The organism is Azospirillum brasilense, assembly GCF_022023855.1.
In the GTDB taxonomy this organism is placed as follows: domain Bacteria; phylum Pseudomonadota; class Alphaproteobacteria; order Azospirillales; family Azospirillaceae; genus Azospirillum; species Azospirillum brasilense_F.
Genome location: NZ_CP059449.1, coordinates 1,404,334 through 1,427,030, shown reverse-complemented (window position 1 = coordinate 1,427,030; position 22,697 = coordinate 1,404,334). Strand labels below are relative to the sequence as shown.

Sequence of the window (22,697 nt, the reverse complement as noted above, 5' to 3'; positions counted from 1 at the left end):
CCCGTCGCCGCAATGCGAGCAAACCCGTGTTGACCGATCGGCCCGCCCCCTCGAAAGTGCTCCCCCGTCCTTGAGCGTCACAGAGGAGAGGTCGAGCGCATGCGGTTTCCGGTCCGGCGTCTGCTGAGACTCCTGATGGCCCTGGCCGTCGCGCTGGTGGCCTTCAGCATCGGCTGGGTGGCGCTCTACCGCGTGGTGCCGGTGCCGGCCACGCCGCTGATGCTGATCCGCGCCGCCGGAGGGTCCGGGCTGGAGCACGACTGGGTGCCCATGTCGCAAATTTCTCCCCACCTCGCCCGCGCCGTCATCGCGTCGGAGGACACGCTGTTCTGCGGCCATGGCGGCTTCGACTGGGCGGCCATCGAGGGCGCCTTCGAGGACAACGAGGAGGGCCGGCGCCTGCGCGGCGGCAGCACGATCAGCCAGCAGACCGCCAAGAACGCCTTCCTCTGGCCGGACCGCAGCTGGACCCGCAAGGGGGTGGAGGCGTGGTTCACCCTGCTGATCGAGACGCTGTGGCCGAAGAGCCGCATCCTGGAGGTCTATCTGAACAGCGTGGAGTGGGACGACGGCGTCTACGGCGCCGAAGCCGCCGCCCGCCACCATTTCAAGAAGCCGGCGTCGGCCCTGACCCGCCGCGAGGCCGCGCTGCTGGCCGTCGTCCTGCCCAATCCGCGCAACTGGTCCCCGAACCCGCCCGGCGCCTACGTGGCGCGGCGGGCGGCGGTCATCGAACGGCGCATGGCGGTGGTGGAGCGGGACGGGCTGGCCGATTGCGCGCGTTAAGTCCCGACAAGCCCCACTCAACCTGAAAACTTGTTAATCGACCATCAATACAGCCGGTGGTAAGTTGCCCCGATTGCCCTGCATGGGCTCGGAGTGGTCCGGCGCGCCGACACGCTCCGTCATTGGCAAGCCTCGGCAACGGGAGGGCCGCCTGATGAACGTCATGGAGCCATCGGTGGGTGCGGCTCGGCAGCCGACCACCTTGTTCGCGACGACACCGTCCGCTTCCAAGGCGGCGGGAACTAAAGATACGGCCGGCGGCTCCGCAAGCGCGCGCGATGCGGCGGCCGTCGTCACGCTGTCGGAGACGGCCCAGGCATCCCTGGTGACCCAGACGGCACCCCAGACCGCGGGCAAGAAGGATTTCGCGACCGTCGCCAAGGACGCGCGGGCGGCCATCGACGCCAAGTACGCGGAGCTGGCCGCGAACGGCAAGCCGATGGACTACATGCACGCCACCCAGGAAAGCTGGGACACCGTCTATGGCGGGCTCGACCGCCGCTCCCTCTTCGCCATCGCCAGCAACAGCGACGGCAGCTTTTCCAAGGACGAGCAGGACACCGCCCAATCGATCATGTCGCAGCAGCAGGGGCAGGCCATGATGGCCGCGGACCCGACGGGCAACGATCACGCCGCCCGCTTCCGGGCCGGCGTCGCCTTCCTGGAGGGCGTCAGCGACGAAGAGAAGGCATCGGCCAACTGGGCGGTCCAACGCGCCGCCAACCAGTTCGGCTATGAGCAGACGATGCGGAGCAGCGACCGGGAACCGGACGATCTCGACAGCGAGAGCCCGCTGGTCGCCATGATCAAGGGCGCGATGGATCGTCTCAAGGACAAGTCGCCCGAGGCCGTCGCCACCGGCGGCTATGTCAAGGATCTGAAGGACATGCCTCTGTTCCGCGACGGCGTGCCGGTGGTGGCGGCCGGCCCTGGTCCGTCGCTCGACATCCGGGCATGAGGGCCTACGCCCCGCCCCCCGACATGCGGAGGCTGACCACCCCCGCGACGATCAGCAGAATCCCGGCCAGCTTCAGGAAACTGAGCGACTCGCCGAACACCCACACCCCGATCGCCGCGATAGCCGCGGTGCCGACCGCCGACCAGATGGCGTAGGCCACGCCGACCTCGATCTCGCGCAGCGCCTGGGCCAGCATCGCGAAGGCCACCAGATAACAGGCCACCACCGCCAGGCTGGGCCACAGGCGGGTCATGCCGTCGGACATCTTCATGGCGACGGTGCCCACGATCTCGAAGGCGATGGCGACGGACAGAAACAGCCAGCTCATGCGGGTCCTCGGCGGGTGATCCACATCCAGAAATGCGCCCGAACCGCGGTGCGGACAAGCGCGGCGCCCGTTGACGGACGGCGCGGTCCGCCCTAGGGTCGCTGCCTTTCTACATATCCGTCGAGTTTTGAAGGGGCTCTACCATGACCGGCGAGCGGGAATTGGCGTTGCAGGCGAAGGCGTGGCCGTTCGAGGAGGCGCGCAAACTGGTCGCGCGCTTCGCGAAAGAGCCGCCGGCCAAAGGCTACGTCCTGTTCGAGACCGGCTACGGTCCGTCGGGCCTGCCGCACATCGGCACCTTCGGCGAGGTGGCGCGCACCACCATGGTCCGCCAAGCCTTCCAGCGGATGAGCGACATCCCGACGAAGCTCTTCTGCTTCTCCGACGACATGGACGGGCTGCGCAAGGTCCCGGACAACATCCCGAACAAGGAGCTGGTCGCCGCCAGCCTCGGCAAGCCGTTGACCCAGGTCCCCGACCCGTTCGGCACGCACGACAGCTTCGGCGCGCACAACAACGCACGCCTGCGCGCCTTCCTCGACAGCTTCGGCTTCGAGTACGAGTTCCAGTCCTCCACCGACTGGTACAAGTCGGGCCGCTTCGACGAGGCGCTGCTCGGCGTGCTGCGGCGCTATGACGAGATCATGGCCGTCATGCTGCCGACGTTGGGCGAGGAGCGCCAGCAGACCTACAGCCCGTTCCTGCCCGTCTCCCCCTCCACGGGGCGCGTGCTGCAGGTCCCGGTGCTGGAGCGCGACGTGGACGCCGGCACCATCGTCTTCCAGGACGAGGACGGAAAGAAGGTCGAGGTCCCCGTCACCGGCGGCCATGTGAAGCTCCAGTGGAAGCCCGACTGGGGCATGCGCTGGTACGCGCTGGGCGTCGATTACGAGATGTACGGCAAGGACCTGATCCCGTCGGCCGAGCTGGCCGGGAAGATCGTCAACATCCTCGGCGGCACCCCGCCGCAGGGCTTCAATTACGAGCTGTTCCTCGACGACAAGGGCCAGAAGATCTCCAAGTCCAAGGGCAACGGCCTGACCATGGAGGAGTGGCTGGCCTACGCCCCGCCGGAGAGCCTCGCCCTCTACATGTTCCAGAAGCCGAAGTCGGCCAAGCGCCTCTACTTCGACGTGATCCCGCGAGCGGTGGACGAGTATCTGGCCTTCGTCGCCAAGCTGCCGGTGGAGGAGCCGGCCAAGGCGCTGGAGAACCCGGCTTGGCACATCCACAACGGCACGGCGCCGGCGGTGCGCTCGGACGTGTCCTTCAACCTGCTGCTGAACCTCGCCGGGGCGGCGAACGCCGAGACCAAGGACGTGATGTGGGGCTTCATCAGCCGCTACGCGCCCGAGGCGACGCCGGAGAATAGCCCCTTCCTGGACAAGCTGGTCGGCTACGCCGTTCGCTACTACCAGGATCAGGTGAAGCCGACGAAACGCTTCCGCGCCCCCACCGACGCCGAGCGCGCCGCGCTGGAGGACCTGCTGAAGCGTCTGGACACCATCCCCGCCGACGCGGCGGGTGACGTCATCCAGAACGAGGTCTTCGCCGTCGGCAAGGAGCACGGCTTCACCGAGCTGCGCGCCTGGTTCCAGGCGCTCTACGAAGTTCTGCTCGGCCAGACCACCGGCCCCCGCATGGGCTCCTTCATCCAGCTCTACGGCCTGGACGAGACCAAGGCGCTGATCCGCGAGAAGCTGGCCGCCTGAGCACCGTCCATCGGCCTTTTCCCCTCCCCCGCGCCGCGGCCCGCCGCAGGGGAGGGTTTTCCCAGCGGACCGGCAAGCCTCACGAACAATCCGCCCAGCATGCAAACCGCCTTCAAGGAAGGTGGCGCCCAAGGGCATGCCCGGATGGATGTCGCTCAGCATTCGACGAGACTTCACCCGCCATAGTTCCGGTCACAAACAATATTCCCAATCCGATCGTTTGCGTTTCCATCATCCGCCCGTTCGGCTCGAATGTGTGCAAACGGTCGAAATCCTGCCCACCCGCTGGGCAAACAACATTTTATTCCCGCATCGCCATGCGCATACCGCACCGCACCAATACCAACTTGGTATTACCATCCGCCAAGGTCGAAGCCTATGATCTGCCCCGTTACTGCTTTTGCAGTGCGTTTCCTCCCTAAACTCTTCAAGGCCGCGCCCCATCGGGGTTGCGGCCCTTTTTCTTTTCAACCTTCGCTTTTCGACGCTTTGACAGCATCAACCGATGGCAGGATTGGCGGCGCAGGGTATAGTTGCGCACAGCGGACGCCGGTGACAAGTTCGGCCCCATTAGCGGCCCGTTAACCGGCCCGTCGTTGGATATCCGGATGCAGCCACGTCAGGCCCCACCCTCCGATCACGGGGACCACCGTCCCGGCGCGGCCCGCTCGGCGCCGCGGGTCCACCCCTCCGCGGACGACGGGGTGGACCCGGACTTGCTCGGCTATCTGTTCGACGATTCTCCCCCCGCTCCTCCTGTGCTGGAACCGGCGCGCCGCCGCGTTGGCACGGCGCTGGTCGAATCGCGGCGGGCCGGGATGGGCGATACCGGGGTTCGCGCGCATTTGGCGCGCAAGCTGTGCCGGCTGCTGCCCGACCTGCCCCCGGACCGCCAAGACAAGGCCACCGCCACCGCCCTGCGCACGTTGGAGCGGCTGGCCCGCGATCATGCGGCCCATGTGCGGACGGCGCTGGCCGGGGCTTTGAAGGACGTCGCCTGCGCTCCGCCCGCCGTGGCGCGCACGCTGGCCCGCGACGTCGAACGCTCCGTGGCGGAGCCAATCCTGCATTGCTGCACCAGCCTGACCGACGAGGACCTGCTGGAGATCATCGCCAGTCCCCCCGCGGGCTGGGCGCTGTCGGCCATCGCACGGCGGCCGGCGGTCAGCGAGCCGCTGTCCTGCGCCATCGTCGACACCGGCGATGCGGAGGCCACGGGCGTCCTGCTGGACAACGACGGCGCGGTCATCCCCGAAGACCGGCTGGAGGATCTGGTGGAGCGTTCGGGCGGCCATCCGGATTGGCAGGCCAAGCTGGCCGGCCGCCCCGCCCTGTCGCAACGGCTGGCCCTGCGGCTGGCGGAGTTCGTCGACGACTCGGTGGCCGACCTGCTGCGCCGCCGCACCGATCTGGACGCGGTAACCGCGGCGGAGGTCGCCGCCGTGACCCGCCGCCGCGTCGCCTGGGTCGAAGGGCGCGATCCCGCCGAGTCGCCGGGGCGTCGCGCCGTCCGTCTGCACCGGCAGGGCGCCTTGGACGAGACGGCGCTCGGCGACGCCCTGTCCTGGGAGGAAACGGACTTCGTCCGCGCCGCCCTGGCCCTGCGCGCCGCCGTCCATCCGGGAATCGTGGACGACATCCTGCGCTCCGGCGATGCCCGCGCCGTCACCGCCCTGGTCTGGCGCGCGGGCTACTCGATGCGCTGCGCCATGCGGGTGCAGGTCCGTGCCGCCGGTATCCCGCCGCGCGCCGTGCTGAACGCCCGCCAGGGCACCGACTACCCGCTGCCCGCGGCGGACATGACCCGCCACCTCGCGCTCTACGGCGTCCGTTCCTGACGCCGTGGAGCGCTGTCCACGTTATTTCCCTTACTGGATCTCCAGCGGCCGGCGCGCCGGGGCACGCCGCGTGTCGGGGGCCAGCGTCGGATCGTTCTGATACAGCGGGCGCGACGGATCGGTGTCGATCAGTTGCGGTGGGGTGACGATCTCCTCGCCCGACCCGGAATCGAACTGGATCACCGCCATCCGGCGCACATCCTCGCATAGGGCGCGCTTGCGCAGGGTCGCCGGGTCGCTCGGCCCGTCGAAGGCCACCAAGGGCACCACGATGCCGCTGCGCTCCCCTGGCGGGACGGAGGTGTACACATAGTTCGACACGGGCCGGCAATACAGGATGTCGGTGGCCGACGGGGTATTCACTGGAGCGCCGGCCGCCGCCTCGCCCGGCGGCGCACTGGCCAATGGAGCCTTGGCCAGTGCGGTCTCATAATCTGCGACGGTTTGTCCCAAGGCCGCGCCGCCGCTCCCCAGGGCCAGCGTTACGGTCAGGCAAAATGCCGGTGCAAAGCGAATCATGGTTCTTCCCCCCATCCCAAACGGCCTTGAAAACCTATCCAAAGAATAGTGCGCCGCACCCGCAACACCAAATTCCTGTTTGCCGTTGCGGCCATTCGCCGTAATCGATTGCACAGTTCCGCGCCCCGTGCTTGCGGTCACGCTTGCCCTCGGGCCGGAATCGCGCTAGGAACCGCCCTCGAAATCTCAGGGCGCTGGACCCCTAGGACGCTACACTCAATCGGTTCTGTCCTCCGCTGAATGGGGGACGCTCACGCTTAGGGAAACGCTCCATGGCTCGCAAGAAGATTGCGCTCGTCGGCGCCGGCCAGATTGGCGGCACGCTGGCTCTGCTCGCTGCCCAGAAGGAACTCGGCGACGTCGTCCTGTTCGACATCGCGGAAGGCATGCCGGAGGGCAAGGCCCTCGACCTGGCTGAGACCTCGCCGGTCGAAGGCTTCAACGCCAAGCTCAGCGGCGGCAACGACTACTCGGTCATCGAAGGCGCCGACGTCGTGATCGTCACCGCCGGCGTGCCGCGCAAGCCGGGCATGAGCCGCGACGACCTGATCGGCATCAACACCGGCGTCTGCCAGACCGTCGGCGAGAACATCAAGAAGTACGCCCCGAACGCCTTCGTCATCGTCATCACGAACCCGCTGGACGTGATGGTTTGGGTGCTCCAGCAGGCCTCCGGCCTCCCGCCGGAGCGTGTCGTCGGCATGGCCGGCGTGCTCGACTCGGCCCGCTTCCGCTACTTCCTGGCCGACGAGTTCAAGGTGTCGGTCGAGGACGTCACCGCCTTCGTGCTGGGTGGCCACGGCGACACCATGGTCCCGCTCGTCCGCTACTCGACCGTCGCCGGCATCCCGCTGCCGGATCTGGTCAAGATGGGCTGGACCACGCAGGAGAAGCTGGACGCCATCGTGCAGCGCACCCGCGACGGCGGTGCGGAAATCGTCAAGCTCCTGAAGACCGGCTCGGCCTTCTACGCCCCGGCCGCGTCCGCCATCCAGATGGCCGAGTCCTACCTGAAGGACCAGAAGCGCGTTGTTCCGGTCGCCGCCTACCTGACCGGCCAGTACGGCCAGAACGACCTCTACGTCGGCGTCCCGACGATCATCGGCGCCGGTGGCGTCGAGAAGATCATCGAGATCGAACTCTCCGCGGAAGAGAAGAAGATGTTCGATCACTCGGTCGACGCTGTGAAGCAGCTCGTCGAGGTGGTCAAGAAGCAGCAGGCTGAGAAGGCCGCCTCTTAAGGCGGCCTGTTTTTTGCCTGCGCGACGGCCTGCGGCCTTGTCGCCCCGGCGCGGACGGTTGAACCGTCCGCGCCGGGTGGTACAGTGACCGCGGACGTTCGCGCCAGCCGGCGTAAGGCTTCCTGAAGGACTCGTTCTCACGAAGACTTGCGCCCTGGCGCGTCCGCCAGCAGGAAACGCCTGCCCGATCTTCGCCCATCGTCAGCCGACCACACTCTGTCAGCCGACCATAAAAACAGATGGACGCCCGATGAACATCCATGAGTATCAGGCCAAAGGCCTGCTGAAGAAGTACGGCGTCGCGGTGCCCCGCGGCGGCGTCGCCTACACCCCGCAGGAAGCCGAGACCGTCGCCCGCGAGCTGGGCGGCCCGGTGTGGGTCGTGAAGTCGCAGATCCATGCGGGCGGCCGCGGCGCCGGCCGCTTCAAGGACAACCCCGAGGGCAAGGGCGGCGTCCGCGTCGTCAAGTCCATCGAGGAGGTCGGCAAGAACGCCGCCGAGATGCTGAACCACGTGCTGGTCACCAAGCAGACCGGTGCGGAAGGCCGCGAGGTCAAGCGCCTCTACGTCGAAGAAGGCGCCGACATCAAGCGCGAGCTGTATCTCGGCATGCTGACCGACCGCGCCACCGGCCGCGTCACCATCATGGCGTCCACCGAAGGCGGCATGGAGATCGAGGAGGTCGCCCACAACACGCCGGAGAAGATCGTCAAGGTCGCCATCGACCCGGCCACCGGCATCCAGGGCTACCACACCCGCAAGGTCGCCTTCGCGCTCGGCCTCGAGGGCAAGCAGGTCTCCGCCGCCGCCAAGTTCATCGTCGCCGCCTACCAGGCCTTCGTTGACCTGGACTGCGCGATCGTCGAGATCAACCCGCTGATCGTCACCGGCTCGGGCGAGATCCTGGCGCTCGACGCCAAGATGAGCTTCGACGACAATGCCCTGTTCCGCCACAAGGACGTCGAGGAGCTGCGCGACGAGGCCGAGGAGGACCCGGCCGAGATCGAGGCGGCCAAGCACAGCCTCAACTACGTCAAGCTGGACGGCAACATCGGCTGCATGGTCAACGGCGCCGGCCTGGCGATGGCGACCATGGACATCATCAAGCTGTACGGCGGCGAGCCGGCCAACTTCCTCGATGTCGGCGGCGGCGCCACCAAGGAGCGCGTCACCGCGGCCTTCAAGCTGATCCTCTCCGACCCGAACGTCGAAGGCATCCTGGTCAACATCTTCGGCGGCATCATGCGCTGCGACGTCATCGCCGAAGGCGTGGTCGCGGCCGCCCGCGAGGTGCACCTGCACGTTCCGCTGGTCGTCCGTCTGGAAGGCACGAACGTCGAGCTGGGCAAGAAGATCCTTGCTGAGTCCGGTCTGCCGATCCTGTCGGCCGACAACCTCGCCGACGCCGCCGAGAAGGTGGTCAAGGCCGTGAAGGAGGCCGCGTAAGATGGCTGTTCTCGTCGATAAGAACACGAAGGTGATCTGCCAGGGCTTCACCGGAGCCCAGGGCACCTTCCATTCCGAGCAGGCGATCGCCTACGGCACCAAGATGGTCGGCGGCGTCACGCCGGGCAAGGGCGGCACCAAGCACCTCGACCTGCCGGTCTTCGACACGGTGGCCGACGCGGTCGAGAAGACCGGCGCCAACGCCAGCGTCATCTACGTGCCGCCGCCGTTCGCCGCCGACGCCATCCTGGAGGCGATCGACGCCGAGATCCCGCTGGTGGTGTGCATCACCGAGGGCATCCCGGTGCTCGACATGGTGCGCGTCAAGCGGGCGCTGGGCAACTCCAAGACCCGTCTGATCGGGCCGAACTGCCCGGGCATCATCACGCCCGACGAGTGCAAGATCGGCATCATGCCGGGCCACATCCACAAGCGCGGCAAGATCGGCATCGTCTCGCGCTCGGGCACGCTGACCTACGAGGCGGTGGCGCAGACCACCGCGGCGGGGCTGGGCCAGACGACCTGCATCGGCATCGGTGGCGATCCGGTCAACGGGACGAACTTCGTGGACAGCCTGGAGCTGTTCCTGAAGGACCCGGAGACCGAGGGCATTATCATGATCGGCGAGATCGGCGGCGACGCCGAGGTCAAGGGCGCGGAGTTCATCCGCGACTCCGGGACCAAGAAGCCGGTCGTCGGCTTCATCGCCGGGCGCACCGCGCCTCCGGGCCGCCGCATGGGCCATGCCGGCGCGGTGATCTCCGGCGGCAACGACACCGCCGACTTCAAGATCGACTTCATGAAGTCCGTCGGCATCGCCGTCGCCGACAGCCCCGCCAGCCTGGGTTCCACCATGCTGAAGGTCTTCAAGGGCTGATAAAGCGGTAGGCGGGACCCCATATTCCCGCCGACTGCCGAAGGACCGGCGGCCCCCTGTCTCCTCCCGGAGATCCGGGGGCCGCTCGGTCCCAGCGACAAGCAAAAAAAACTCTCTGAGGGAACCGGGCAAACGCCCGAGGCAAACATATGTCCGCTAATCTGGAGAAGACCTCGTTCCTGTTCGGCTCGAACGCCGAATATGTCGCGGAGTTGTACGCGCGCTTCCTGAAGGACCCCTCCTCGGTGGATTCGAGCTGGAACGGCTTCTTCAGGGAGCTGGACGACGACTCCCGCGCCGTCCTGAACGAGCTGAACGGCCCGTCCTGGAGCCTGGAGGAGGGCACGCTCGCCAACGGCGCGCTCGACCCCGTCGCCGCCTCGCTGGAAAGCATCGGCGCCCCGGCCGCGACCAACGGCAACGCCGGCCTCGTCGCCCACGCCCAGCAGGTCTATGGCGGCATCAGCCACCAGCAGCTGCGCGCCGCGACGCTCGACAGCATCCGCGCGCTGATGCTCATCCGCGTCTACCGCGTGCGCGGCCACATGAACGCGCATTTCGACCCGCTGGGTCTCGAGAAGCGTGAGCCGCACCCGGAACTGGACCCGGCGACCTACGGCTTCGGTCCGGGCGACATGGACCGCCCGATCTTCCTGAACTACTCGCTGGGCCTGGAGACGGCGTCGCTGCGCCAGATCCTGGAGATCCTGCAGAAGACCTACTGCGGGAACATCGGCGTCGAGTTCATGCACATCCAGGATCCGGAAGAGAAGGCCTGGATTCAGGAGCGCATCGAGGGCGGCCGCAACCACACCGAATTCACGGTGAACGGCAAGCGCGCCATCTACGAGCGCCTGATCGCCGCCGAGGGCTTCGAGAAGTTCCTCCAGCTCAAGTACACCGGCACCAAGCGCTTCGGCCTTGAGGGCGGCGAGTCGATGATCCCCGCGCTGGAGCAGGTCCTGAAGCGCGGCGGCCAGCTCGGCCTCAAGGAGGTCGTCGTCGGCATGGCCCACCGCGGCCGGCTGAACATGCTGACCAACTTCATGGGCAAGCCCTTCGCCGCGGTCTTCTCGGAGTTCCAGGGCAACCCGTCCAGCCCGCAGGACGTGCAGGGCTCGGGCGACGTGAAGTATCATCTCGGCACCTCGTCGGACCGCGATTTCAACGGCAACATCGTCCACCTGTCGCTGACCGCCAACCCATCCCACCTGGAATGGGTGAATCCGGTCGTGCTGGGGAAGGTGCGCGCCAAGCAGGCGCAGCGCAACGACCTGGACCGCGAGCAGGTCATGGGCGTTCTGATCCACGGCGACGCCGCCTTCGCCGGCCAGGGCATCGTGGCCGAGACGCTGGGCCTGTCGGAGCTGCGCGGCTACCGCACCGGCGGCACCGTCCACTTCATCATCAACAACCAGATCGGCTTCACCACGAACCCGACCTATTCGCGGTCCGGCGTCTATTGCTCGGACATGGCGAAGATGGTCCAGGCGCCGATCTTCCACGTCAACGGCGACGACCCCGAGTCCGTCGTCCACATCAGCCGCATCGCCGCCGAGTTCCGCCAGAAGTTCAAGCGGGACGTGGTGATCGACATGGTCTGCTACCGCCGCCACGGCCACAACGAGGGCGACGAGCCGGGCTTCACCCAGCCGCTGATGTACAAGAAGATCCGCGCCCACGGCACCACGCGGGAGCTGTACGGCAAGCAGCTCGTCGAGGAGAACGTCCTCACCCAGGCCGAGTCCGATCAGATGATCCAGGACTTCATGAAGAAGCTGGAGGGTGAGTTCGAGGCCGCCAACTCCTTCAAGCCGAACAAGGCCGACTGGCTGGAAGGCAAGTGGTCGGGCCTGGAGGCCGCGAAGACCGACGACGAGCGCAAGGGCAACACCGGCGTGGCGATCGACGTGCTGCGCGAGGTCGGCAACAAGCTCTGCGAGTACCCGAAGGACTTCGCGATCAACTCGAAGATCGCCCGCCAGCTCGAGGCCAAGAAGAAGTCGCTGGAGACCGGCGAGGGCATCGACTGGGCGACCGCGGAAGCGCTCGCCTACGGCACGCTGCTGGTCGAGGGCAACGGCGTCCGCCTGTCGGGCCAGGATTCCGGCCGCGGCACCTTCTCGCACCGCCATGCGGTGATGTACGACCAGAACACCGAGAACAAGTACATCCCGCTGAACCATCTGCGTCCCGACCAGGGCCCGTTCGAGGTGCATGACAGCCCGCTGTCCGAGGCCGCCGTGGTCGGCTTCGAGTACGGCTACTCGCTGGCCGAGCCGCACAGCCTGACCCTGTGGGAAGCGCAGTTCGGCGACTTCGCCAACACCGCCCAGACCATCATCGACCAGTTCCTCTCGTCGGGCGAGTCGAAGTGGCTGCGCATGTCCGGCCTCGTGCTTCTGCTGCCGCACGGCTACGAGGGCCAGGGTCCGGAGCACTCCTCGGCCCGTCCGGAGCGCTTCCTCCAGATGTCCGCCGAGGACAACTGGCAGATCTGCAACCTGACGACCCCGGCGAACCTGTTCCACGCCTTCCGCCGCCAGATGCGCCGGCCCTTCCGCAAGCCGCTGGTGCTGTTCACGCCGAAGTCGCTGCTGCGCCACAAGCTGTGCGTCTCCAGCCTGTCGGAACTGGCCGAGGGCACGAACTTCCGCCGCGTGCTCGGCGAGACGGCGACGGACCTGCTGCCGAACGAGCAGATCCGCCGCATCGTCGTCTGCACCGGCAAGGTCTATTACGACCTGCTGCAAGAGCGCACCGCGCGCGGCATCAAGGACGTGGCGCTCGTCCGGTTGGAGCAGCTCTACCCGTTCCCCCGCTCCGCCCTGACCGAGGAGTTCGCCCGCTATCCGAACGCCGAGGTCGTGTGGTGCCAGGAGGAGCCGGAGAACCAGGGCTACTGGACCTTCGTCGACCGCCGTCTGGAAGGCGCCCTCACCTCGATCGAGCACAAGGCCTCGCGCCCCAGCTATGTCGGCCGTCCGGCCTCCGCGTCGCCGGCCACCGGCCTGCTCAAGCGTCACAACCAGGAGCAGGCGAAGCTTCTGGAAGACGCGCTCGTCATCCGCTGACTCGACGCCCAGGCGTAGAACAAGAAAGTACGAGAGGAACTTATGGCTACCGAAATCAAGGTCCCCACCCTGGGCGAGTCCGTCTCCGAGGCGACCGTTGCCCGCTGGCTGAAGAAGGTCGGCGACGCGGTCGCCGCCGACGAGGCGCTGGTCGAGCTGGAGACCGACAAGGTCACGCTTGAGGTGAACGCCCCGTCCGCCGGCACGCTGGCGGAGATCGTTGCCGCCGACGGCGCCAACGTCGGCGTCGGCGCCCTGCTGGGTGTCCTCGGCGAGGCCGGCGCCGCCGTGGCCGCTCCGGCCCCGGCCGCGGCTCCCGCCGCCGCCCCGGCCAAGACGGCCGCCCCGGCGGCGGCTCCGGCCCCGGCGGGCGCTGCCGCCCTGGCCGACGCCGGCCCGGCCGCCCGCAAGCTGGTCGCCGAGAAGGGCCTCGACGCCGCGCAGATCGCCGGCACGGGCAAGGACGGGCGCATCACCAAGGGCGACGTGATCGACCACGCCGCCAAGCCGGCCGCGGCCTCCGCCGCCGCGCCGGCCGCCGCGCCGCAGAAGTACCAGTGGACCGCCGGCACCGCGGGCGACCGCCCGCGCGCCGCGCAGGAGGAGCGGGTCCGCATGACCCGTCTGCGCCAGCGCATCGCCGAGCGTCTGAAGGAGGCCCAGAACAGCGCCGCCATGCTGACCACCTTCAACGAGGTGGACATGACCAACGTCATGGCGCTGCGCAACGAGTACAAGGACTTCTTCGAGAAGCGCCACAAGGTGCGTCTCGGCTTCATGTCCTTCTTCGTGAAGGCGGCCATCCAGGCGCTGAAGGAAATCCCGGCGGTCAACGCCGAGATCGACGGCACCGACCTCGTCTACAAGAACTACTACGACATCGGCGTCGCCGTCGGCACGCCGCAGGGTCTGGTGGTTCCAATCGTCCGCGACGCCGACAAGCTCGGCTTCGCCCAGATCGAAGGCAAGATCGGCGAGCTGGGCAAGAAGGGCCGCGACGGCAAGCTGTCGATGGACGAGCTGACCGGCGGCACCTTCACCATCTCCAACGGCGGCGTCTACGGCTCGCTGATGTCCACCCCGATCATCAACCCGCCGCAGTCGGCCATCCTGGGCATGCACAAGACCCAGGAGCGTCCGGTCGTCGTGAACGGGAAGATCGAAATCCGCCCGATGATGTATCTGGCCCTGTCCTACGACCACCGCATCATCGACGGCAAGGAGGCGGTGACCTTCCTCGTCCGCATCAAGGAGAACATCGAGGACCCGCGGCGCCTGCTGCTGGACGTCTGATCCGCACAAGGGAACTGCGGGGGCACCGTCCTCCCGCACCCGACCGCCGGGGACGAAAGCCTCCGGAACCTGAAAAATAAGGCGCCGCAAGGCGCCTTATTTTTTGCCGTCACGCCGTCGAACGCCCATCACACCAGCACGGCGGCGATCCGCGCGGCGGTGTCTTCCGGCTTCACCACCCGCTCGGCGGGCAGGCGCAGGGTCATGGTGGTGCCGGCGCCCAGCGTGCTGGCGCAGGTCAGCGAACCGCCGTGCAGTTCCATGAAGTTCTTGGAGATCGACAGCCCCAGCCCGGTGCCCTCGAACTGGCGGCTGGCGGAGTTGTCGGCCTGCCGGAAGGGCTGGAACAGATGATCCATGAACTCCTTCGGGATGCCGATCCCGGTGTCGGTCACCGACAGGGCCAGGGCGCCGTCCTCCTCGACGCGGGCGGCCAGGGTGACGCTGCCGCCCTCCGGCGTGAACTTCACCGCATTGGACAGCAGGTTGAGCAGCACCTGCTTGAACGCGCGGCGGTCCACCCAGACGGTGGGAAGGCCACCGGACAGGCCGTTGCGCAGGTCCACCCCGCTGTCGGCGGCACGGTCGCGGACCATGGTCAGGCATTGGGCCACCGCCTCGCAGGGGTCGATCACCTCTTCGGACAGCTCGTAGCGGCCCGCCTCGATCTTCGACATGTCGAGCACCGCGTTCACGATGTCCAGCAAATGCTTGCCGCTGTCGTGGATGTCCTTCGCGCAGGACTTCTGGCGCTCGTTCAGCTTGCCGAAGAACTCGCTGTCGAGGATTTCCGAGAAGCCGATGATGGCGTTCAGCGGCGTGCGCAGCTCGTGGCTCATGTTGGCCAGGAAGTCGGACTTGGCACGGTTGGCCATCTCCGCCTGACTCTTTGAGGCGAGCAGCTCGGCCTCCTGCTGCCGGCGCTTGGTGACGTCGCGGATGACGCCGACGAAGACGCGGCGCGGCGCGCCATTCTCCTCCGGCCCACCCTCCCCGTCGGGCCCGCCCAGCCGCAGCGCGCTGACCGCCAGATTCATCGGGAAGGTGCTGCCGTCGCGGCGCAGCGCCAGAACCTCGCGGTCGTTGCCGATGATGCGCGATCCGGCGTTCGGACGGTATTCGGCCATCGAGCGGTCGTGGCCGGCGCGGAAACCTTCCGGCAGCAGGATGTTGACGCTCTGCCCCACCACTTCCGCCTCGGCATAGCCGAACATGCGCTCCGCCGCGGGGTTGAAGGTCTCGATGATGCCGCGGGAGTCGATGGTGACCACCGCGTCCACCATGGATTCCAGGATGCCGCGGATGCGCCGGGAGGCGCGCTCCAGCCGGTTCTGGTCCTGCTCCCGCCGGGACTGCTGCCGCTCCACGTACCAGGTCAGCAGGGCGATCACCATGGACATGGCAAGGCCCATGGCGACCCACACCGCGCTGTCGCGCTTCCATTCGCCCAGCGCCTCGGCCTTCGGCAACGTCGCAGCGACGGTGAAGGGATAATCGGCGACGCGGCGGACGCTGGCGATGCTGGGGCGCCCGTCGGTGGGCAGCACGCTGTCCAGCGTCGCCGCGTCCCGTGTGCGCAGCGCGGCGTCGACCTCCGGCCAGTCGGCAAGGGTGGCGAGGCGTCGGCGGCCCTCGTCCCAGGGGCGGTGGATCAGCACCGTGCCATCGGCAAGCGCCAGGGTGACCGTGCCCTCCAGACCCAGCCGCAGTCCTTCGAAGCCGGCCCCGAGCCGCAACGGGTTGATCATGGCGACGACCACCCCGGCGAAACTCCCGTCCGGGTGGGACCAGCGACGGCTCATCGGAATGACATAGGTCCCGGGGAAGGCCATGCTGGGAATCGGCGCGCCGACGTGAAGCCCGCCGTCCGAGGCACCCTCGTCCCGGTGGACCGCGAAATAGGGCCGGTTGGTCAGGTCGAAGGCCGGCGGGCTGCTGTCGGCGGAGTGGTGCAGGACGCGCCCCTGCTCGTCCACCACGATCAAGCCGGAGACCGGGCCGATGGCGTCGCGCCGGTTGCGCAGAAGGGCGTTCACCGACGGCGCCGCCACAGTGCGGGCCTGCGGATGGGTGTCCAGGACGGTGACCAGATCGGACAGCAGCAGATCCACGCTGAACACCGTGCGGACGGCCTGCTCCTCCAGGATGCGGGCGAGGTTCCGGGTCGAGCGTTCAGCCCCCTGGACGGCCTCGGCGTGGCGCTGCCAGACGCCGTAGGCGATCATCGCGTTCACCACGACGATGAAGGCCACGCCGGACGCCCTCATCAGGAAGCGCACCGACCCCAGAACCTCGAACAGCCGCTCCCCCAATCCGGAGGGGGCCAATCCGGAGGGGCCCAGTCCGGCGGGCCCCATTCCAGAGGGCGGCGAGGTCGCGTCGCGAACCGGATTGCGGCTGGCCATGGCTGTGAACAACTCTCCGCACGCAGTACAACAGGGCCGTTGAGGGACCGCCCGCATGGCATTGCCCAACGTAAGACGGTACCGCCCCCGGCCACCGCCAATCTCGCGCGAAAACCATAATGGAAGTTTAACCTTAATGCATCAATGAACCCGATCAGTCGCACGAGCGATTGCCGCTTTGCCTGACGGTCTCCGGGCGTTAAGAATCCGGACGGGTTGGAGACGGTTGCGCAAAGGAACAGGAACGATGGACAGCCAGAAAGACCGCAAGGCCGCGATCCTTGCCGCCACGCTGTCGTCGCTGTGGACGGACACCGAACCCGCCGTGCGCGAGCGCGTGACGGCCATCGCGCTCGCCGACGCCGATGCGATCTCGGACACCTTCTACGCGATCCTGCTGGACCGCCCGGACAGCAACGCCTTCCTCAGCCACACGCTGGTCCAGGAACGGCTGCGCCCGTCGCTGGCGCGGTGGATCGGCGCGCTGTTCACCGCCTCCTCCGACGAGGCCATCGCGGCGGTGCTGGAACAGAATTACCAAGTCGGGCTGATCCACGCCCGCATCAACATCCCGCTGACGCTGGTCAACGCCGGGGTGCGGATCATCAAGAAGGAGCTGTCCGCCCGCCTGCTCGCCGCCGACCTCAGCCGCACCCAGACCGCCTCCGCCATCCTGTTCGTCGGCGAGTTGCTGGACACCGTGCTGGACAACATGCACGAGGCCTATCTGGGCGACCTGCTGGGCAACGTCCGACACCAGCAATCCCTGAAGATGTTCATGAGCGGCCCCAATCTGGCGCTGGAGGGCGAGCGGCTGAAATCGTCGCTGTTCGATTGGCTGCGCAACACGGTGGTATCCTTCTACGCGCATGAGGACAGCAACCACGCGAGCCCGCCGCCCATCGAATCCTCCGATTTCGGCCTGTGGCTGAACCACAAGGCGGAGCTGACCTTCGGCCGCGTCACCGAATTGGACCTCATCCGCGAGCGCACCAACCGCATCAGCGCCAAGGTGACCGCCGCGGTGGAGGGCGGCTGGATCACCCCTGCCTTCGTGAAGGAGTTGAACAACGACGTCACAGAGATCGCCTACGTCCTCGGTACCATCATCGAGAAGGCGATGGAGATCGAAAGCGGGCGCGACCCGCTGACCCGCCTGCTGACGCGGCGCTTCATGCCGGCGATCTTCCAGCGCGAGGTCGCCATCAGCCTGCGCCACGGCAAGCCTTTCGCCGTGCTGCTGATGGACGCCGACCATTTCAAGACGATCAACGACACGCTGGGCCATCAGGCGGGCGACTCCGTCCTGTCGGACATGGCGGAACTGCTGCATACCCACGTCCGGGCCGGCGATTTCGTCTTCCGCTATGGTGGGGAGGAGTTCCTCATCCTGCTGACCGAAATGGACGAGGCGGCGCTGCGCGTGAAGGCCGACCAGCTGCGCCGAACGGTCGAGGAGCACCGTTTTCACGGTGCCGGGAACGGGCTGCGGGTCACCGCCTCAATCGGAGCGGCCCTGCACGAGGGGCACCCGGATTACGAACACACCGTCCGCCGGGCTGACGCCGCCCTCTACGAGGCCAAGCGCCAGGGACGCAACCGCGTGGTGATCGTCTGAATGGTAATCGCCTGAGCGCATCTGTATCCCGGCATCGGGCGTTGCCCCGCAGGGATGCATCGGCTACGTAAGACCTTTCCCTGCCGAGACCCGCGAATTCCATGTCTGACGGACCGCTTTCGCTCTACCGGGCCCGCCGCGGCACCGGAACGCTGCGCCCCGACCCCGACCAGGAACTGGCCGCCGAGAAGCTCCAGAGCCTCCACAAGGCGCTGAAGGGCTACAGCCCACAGCCGGCCGGGAAGGCCGGCGGGGCGAAGGCCGGCTGGCTGGAGCGGTTCGGGCTGGGCCGCCCGCGCTCCGAACCGGCGGAGGCGCCGCAGGGCCTCTACATGTACGGCGGCGTCGGGCGCGGCAAGTCGATGCTGATGGACCTGTTCTTCGACACCGCTCCGGTGGAGAAGAAGCGTCGCGTCCATTTCCACGAGTTCATGCTGGAGGTGCACGAGCGCATCCACCAGCACCGCCAGTCGGGCAAGAGCAAGGGCAAGGACGCCGACGACGCCCTGCCCGAACTGGCCCGCGCGCTGGCCGACGAGGCGTGGCTGCTCTGCTTCGACGAGTTCCACGTCACCAACGTCGTCGACGCGATGATCCTGGGCCGGCTGTTCACCAGCCTGTTCGACCTCGGCGTGGTGGTGGTCGCGACCTCCAACTGGCCGCCGGACATGCTCTACAAGGACGGGCTGCAGCGTGAGCTGTTCCTGCCCTTCATCGCGCTGCTCAAGGAAAAGCTCGACGTTCTGGCGCTGGAAGGGCCGACCGACTACCGGCTGGACCGGCTCCAGGGCAAGCCCGTCTATTTCTGGCCGCTCGGCCCGGAGAGCGACGCCAAAATTCGCCAGACCTTCGCGACGCTGACCGACGGCGCCCGGGGCGAACCGACCCATTTGTCGGTCCAGGGCCGGAAGGTGGAGATCACCTGCGCCGCCAAATGCGTCGCGCTGGTGGATTTCTGGAGCCTGTGCGGCAAGCCGCTGGGCGCCGCCGACTACATCGCCATCGCGACGCACTTCCACACCGTGCTGATCCACGGCGTGCCGACGATGAAGGACGAGCTGCGCAACGAGGCCAAGCGCTTCATGACGCTGATCGACGCGCTCTACGAGCACAAGGTCAACCTCGTGGTCGCCGCCGAAGGCCCGCCGGAGCGGCTGTACCCCGAGGGCACCCACGCCTTCGAATTCGAACGCACGGTCAGCCGCCTGATGGAGATGCAGTCCGAGGACTACCTGCGCCAGCAGCATTTGACGTGAAGACCAACACAATAACGCACATTGGTGTCACGGCGGTGTCACGATGGTTGAGGGTGACCGTGTAGGATTAACACATTTCCCAAATGTTAAACCTAGAGGGTGTGGTGGAAGAGCCGTCCGCCACATGAGCTCGTGTCACTAGCTAATTCCATCTTCCCTTGAAAGAGTGTATCAGCGCTTATCCGTTCCGACGGGAACAAATGATCTGCGCATATGCTATAGGAGGTGCAAATGGCTCTCGCCCAAGCAAAAACCACGCCAACGGCCGCACCACGGGGCGAGAGCAGCCAGGAAATGCTGAAGCGCTCCCGTTCTAACGAGCTCTTTATTGCTATCGTTGGGCCGGCCGGAGCTGGCGTTGGAACCTGTGCTCTGGCACTGAAGAGCCTTTTGGAATCCGAGGTCGTAAACAGCACCCCCTTTGACGTAAAAATTGTGAAAGGGAGTGAAGTTATTCGGGAATGGGCGAACTCTAAAGGCCTAGCCCTGCCGTCGATTGCAGACGGTGGGCAAAAAACGCTAGACGCCATGGAAATGATGCAAGATCGCGGCGATGATATGCGGCGGATGACTAATGATCACGCGGCTGTCGCCCGCGCGATCATTAAAAAAATCATGGTTCTTCGCGCCGATGCAACGGGTGTCAAGGTCGAGGAGCAAGCACCCGTTATTCCTGATGGCAAACCAAGGGCGTTCATAATCGATTCCCTTCGCCACCCCGCCGAAGCTCATCTCCTCCGGCGCGTTTACCAGGACGCTTTTGCGCTAGTGGGTGTTGTATGTGCGCCGGAAGAGCGGGAACGGCGTCTATTAGAAAACTGCTTTCGCTTTAACGTTCGGTCGCAACCAGAGGCAAAAGAAAAAGTTGCGAAATTCATGGATCGCGACGCTGATGCACCTGACAAACATGGTCAGCATGTTACGGAAACTTTTCATGAAGCTGACTTCTTTGTTGATAATTCAGACAAAGCCCATCCGAACCAAACGAATATGAACGAGCCGCTGCGTCGTTTCGTGCAGTTGATGACTATGAACAAAGTTGTCCGGCCGACTATCGCCGAGACGGCAATGCACCACGCTCATTCTGCAAGACTTCGTAGCGCGTGCATGTCTCGCCAAGTCGGAGCCGCACTCGTTGATCCGCGCGGAAACATTGTGGCTACGGGCACTAATGAGGTGCCAAGAGCAGGCGGTGGGGTTTATGGCGAAGGATTCGACCGAGCGCAAGAACTACATGATTATAGATGTATTTTTCGCGAAACCCCATATTGCAGCAGCAATAAGGAACAGAACAACATCATTCAAGAGCTTTTCAAGGCATTTCCGGAATTGCTCAATATCCGCTCCGAAAAAGAAGCTACTGACGCTATCCGAAAAACCCGCGTAGGCGGCTTGATTGAATTCAGCCGGGCAGTGCATGCAGAAATGGACGCCATCCTTTCGGCTGCTCGCGTTGGTGTTTCCCCGGTTGGCTGCCGACTGTTTGTGACAACATTCCCCTGCCATTACTGCGCCCGACATATTGTCACAGCGGGCATTGATGAGGTGCAATACATCGAACCCTATCCCAAAAGCCGCGCAATGCACCTTCATAGTGACTCCATTGTGACCACGGAGGTAGGCTGGGCAGTCCCATCGCGCGCTCTGGCGCGTCAGGAGATTGATGACGAGCAAACGGCTAAGGAGGCCCGTGAGGCGGAACACGCTCGGGTTCTCTTCCGTCCCTTCACCGGCGTCGCTCCACGGATGTACGCCCGAGCCTTCCTTAAGGATCGAGACTACAAGGACAAGACCACTGGAGATATGCAGCTTGGCACACCGGATTGGGGTGGTCCTTGGGACCTTTTCCAAGTACCTTATACGAAGCTAGAGGCGGAGCTCTCCGAGGCATTTTGACCATGCACAGAGCAGCTATCAGGCTGGTGACGGAAAACGGCACTCCGGTGACCAACGCCGCTTCGGCTGGTCCCGACCCATATGTTTCGCCAGTCCAGCTTCCCTTATTCGATCCCGACGCCCCAGGTCGGCTCTTATGCTGTCCAATGAACGAATTGCATGGCAATACGTTCAGGAACGCTCTGAGTGCCTTGCGACCGCGGGCCGTCATCGATCTGCGTCCCTTTCCATATTTTGACTTGGTTACAATGGACCGCAACCGGGCCTACGCACTTTTCGTTAGCTGCGGAGCTTCTTATTTGCACGAACCACTAAACCTAAACGATCCAGCAGACCAAGCAGCTCGATGGTTGCTTCGCCGTTCTGTCTTTGAACTGCTCAATCGCGTAGTAAGGGACACAGGAAGCTCCAAGGGACCTTTTGCATTGCTGGTCAACTCTCGCAGAGACGTTGAGGCTCTCGAAGGATACCTCCCCGAACCGCCAGATGGCCGACGGATACGTTGGGCTATCGAGTCGGTATAACGGCTCTGCAGACTCATTCCGCCACGCTCGATGGAGAAGGTTTGAGATTTGGGCAGAGTTACAGGTGGTCAGACCGTGGATGAGCGAAGGGTGCTGACCTGCTCCCCTGAAGCTCCTCCGGTCTGAAGATCATCGGGACCTTGCGCGAGCAGGAGGCCGGCAGACCGACGGCGGAAACCTGCCGCAAGCTCGGCATCAGCGAGGCTACATTCTTCCCGTGGAAAGCGAAGTCCGGCGGGTTGGAGGTGTCGGAAGCCAAAGACCTGAAGACACTGGAAGACGAGAATGCCCGCCTAAAGCGCTTGCTGGCCGAAGTGATGCTCGATACGCGTTGCTCAAGGACTTGGCCGCAAGAAATGGTGACGCTTGCGGCGGGCGTGCGCCATTCTTGGAGAGGACCGCTCGTCAGTCCGCTACTGCTCCTGGCATCCCGATGACGCGCCGTTCCGGGCTCGGCTGCAAGAACTGGCGGCTGAGCGGCGCCAGTTCGGCTATCGGCGTTTGGGACTTCTGCTGACGCGCGAGGGTTTGGGAGTGAATGCCAGGAAGCCACTGCGGATCTACTGCGAGGAGGGTCTGCCGGTGCGCCGGCGCGGTGACCGCAAGCGAGCCCTAGGCACACGAGCCCCGCGCGCCGTGCCCTAGGGGCTGAACCAGCACTGGTCGCTGGACTTCGCCAGCGACGCCCTAATGACGGCCGCCACTTCCGCATCCTGGCGGTGGTGGACGACTTCACGCGCGAATGCCTGTGCCTAGTGGCGGACACCTCACTGTCGGGCCGTAAGCGGCCGGGAAACGCCCCTGAAGCTACGCAAGGCCGTTTTCCTTGTGTAATTTTCTTTTCCTGGATTTTGGCTTTGGCGGATCAGGCTCGGGGACTTTGACCTTTTTGATCGTTTCCTGTGCGGCGATACGGGCCAGCAGC

Annotated in this window: 15 protein-coding genes and 1 pseudogene; 13 read left to right on the top strand and 3 right to left on the bottom strand. The window is 65.8% G+C overall.

The window, feature by feature from the left end; translation table 11 throughout:
• The first annotated feature begins 99 nt into the window (after positions 1–99).
• Positions 100–786: a monofunctional biosynthetic peptidoglycan transglycosylase gene (gene mtgA / locus H1Q64_RS06780; protein WP_237902901.1), complete on the top strand. Its 687-nt coding sequence runs from the start codon at positions 100–102 to the stop codon at positions 784–786.
• A gap of 154 nt (positions 787–940) precedes the next feature.
• The gene (locus H1Q64_RS06775) at positions 941–1,744 is read left to right on the top strand and encodes a hypothetical protein (protein ID WP_237902900.1); all 804 of its coding nucleotides are present in this window, start codon (positions 941–943) and stop codon (positions 1,742–1,744) included.
• A gap of 4 nt (positions 1,745–1,748) precedes the next feature.
• On the opposite strand, the gene H1Q64_RS06770 is transcribed toward H1Q64_RS06775, so the two are convergent.
• Entirely contained in the window at positions 1,749–2,072 is a 324-nt protein-coding gene (locus tag H1Q64_RS06770) for a DMT family transporter (protein ID WP_145622824.1), read from the bottom strand.
• Positions 2,073–2,215: 143 nt separating this feature from the next.
• On the opposite strand from H1Q64_RS06770, the gene H1Q64_RS06765 reads away from it, so the two are divergent.
• Entirely contained in the window at positions 2,216–3,784 is a 1,569-nt protein-coding gene (locus H1Q64_RS06765) for a lysine--tRNA ligase (protein WP_237902899.1), read from the top strand.
• Between the two features lie 608 nt (positions 3,785–4,392).
• On the top strand, positions 4,393–5,622 hold the full coding sequence (locus H1Q64_RS06760) for a DUF2336 domain-containing protein (protein ID WP_237902898.1): 1,230 nt from the start codon (positions 4,393–4,395) through the stop codon (positions 5,620–5,622).
• A gap of 30 nt (positions 5,623–5,652) precedes the next feature.
• Here H1Q64_RS06760 and H1Q64_RS06755 read toward each other — a convergent pair whose 3' ends face one another.
• Positions 5,653–6,141, bottom strand: a complete 489-nt coding sequence (locus tag H1Q64_RS06755; protein WP_237902897.1) for a hypothetical protein — start codon at positions 6,139–6,141, stop codon at positions 5,653–5,655.
• 272 nt (positions 6,142–6,413) lie between these two features.
• On the opposite strand from H1Q64_RS06755, the gene mdh reads away from it, so the two are divergent.
• The 5 genes from mdh to odhB all read left to right on the top strand — a co-directional run bounded on the left by mdh (position 6,414) and on the right by odhB (position 14,073).
• Positions 6,414–7,382 carry a malate dehydrogenase gene (mdh, locus tag H1Q64_RS06750; RefSeq protein ID WP_237902896.1) on the top strand — a complete coding sequence of 323 codons (969 nt, stop codon included), beginning with the start codon at positions 6,414–6,416 and terminating at the stop codon, positions 7,380–7,382.
• A gap of 250 nt (positions 7,383–7,632) precedes the next feature.
• A complete protein-coding gene (gene sucC / locus H1Q64_RS06745) occupies positions 7,633–8,829 on the top strand; it encodes an ADP-forming succinate--CoA ligase subunit beta (protein WP_237902895.1) in 1,197 nt (398 codons plus the stop codon).
• 1 nt (position 8,830) lies between these two features.
• Positions 8,831–9,706, top strand: a complete 876-nt coding sequence (gene sucD, locus H1Q64_RS06740) for a succinate--CoA ligase subunit alpha (protein WP_109469207.1) — start codon at positions 8,831–8,833, stop codon at positions 9,704–9,706.
• Positions 9,707–9,855: 149 nt separating this feature from the next.
• A complete protein-coding gene (locus tag H1Q64_RS06735) occupies positions 9,856–12,780 on the top strand; it encodes a 2-oxoglutarate dehydrogenase E1 component (protein WP_237902894.1) in 2,925 nt (974 codons plus the stop codon).
• A 42-nt stretch (positions 12,781–12,822) separates the two neighbouring features.
• Positions 12,823–14,073: a 2-oxoglutarate dehydrogenase complex dihydrolipoyllysine-residue succinyltransferase gene (odhB, locus tag H1Q64_RS06730; protein WP_237902893.1), complete on the top strand. Its 1,251-nt coding sequence runs from the start codon at positions 12,823–12,825 to the stop codon at positions 14,071–14,073.
• 128 nt (positions 14,074–14,201) lie between these two features.
• On the opposite strand, the gene H1Q64_RS06725 is transcribed toward odhB, so the two are convergent.
• Positions 14,202–16,478, bottom strand: coding sequence for an ATP-binding protein (locus H1Q64_RS06725; protein WP_237902892.1), 2,277 nt, complete (start codon positions 16,476–16,478; stop codon positions 14,202–14,204).
• A gap of 247 nt (positions 16,479–16,725) precedes the next feature.
• On the opposite strand from H1Q64_RS06725, the gene H1Q64_RS06720 reads away from it, so the two are divergent.
• The 4 genes and pseudogenes from H1Q64_RS06720 to H1Q64_RS06705 all read left to right on the top strand — a co-directional run.
• A complete protein-coding gene (locus tag H1Q64_RS06720) occupies positions 16,726–18,096 on the top strand; it encodes a diguanylate cyclase (protein ID WP_237902891.1) in 1,371 nt (456 codons plus the stop codon).
• A gap of 101 nt (positions 18,097–18,197) precedes the next feature.
• Positions 18,198–19,352, top strand: coding sequence for a cell division protein ZapE (zapE, locus tag H1Q64_RS06715; RefSeq protein ID WP_237902890.1), 1,155 nt, complete (start codon positions 18,198–18,200; stop codon positions 19,350–19,352).
• 231 nt (positions 19,353–19,583) lie between these two features.
• On the top strand, positions 19,584–21,248 hold the full coding sequence (locus H1Q64_RS06710) for an anti-phage dCTP deaminase (protein WP_237902889.1): 1,665 nt from the start codon (positions 19,584–19,586) through the stop codon (positions 21,246–21,248).
• 646 nt (positions 21,249–21,894) lie between these two features.
• Positions 21,895–22,551, top strand: a pseudogene (locus H1Q64_RS06705) (transposase); the annotation flags it as partial.
• Between the last annotated feature and the right edge of the window lie 146 nt (positions 22,552–22,697).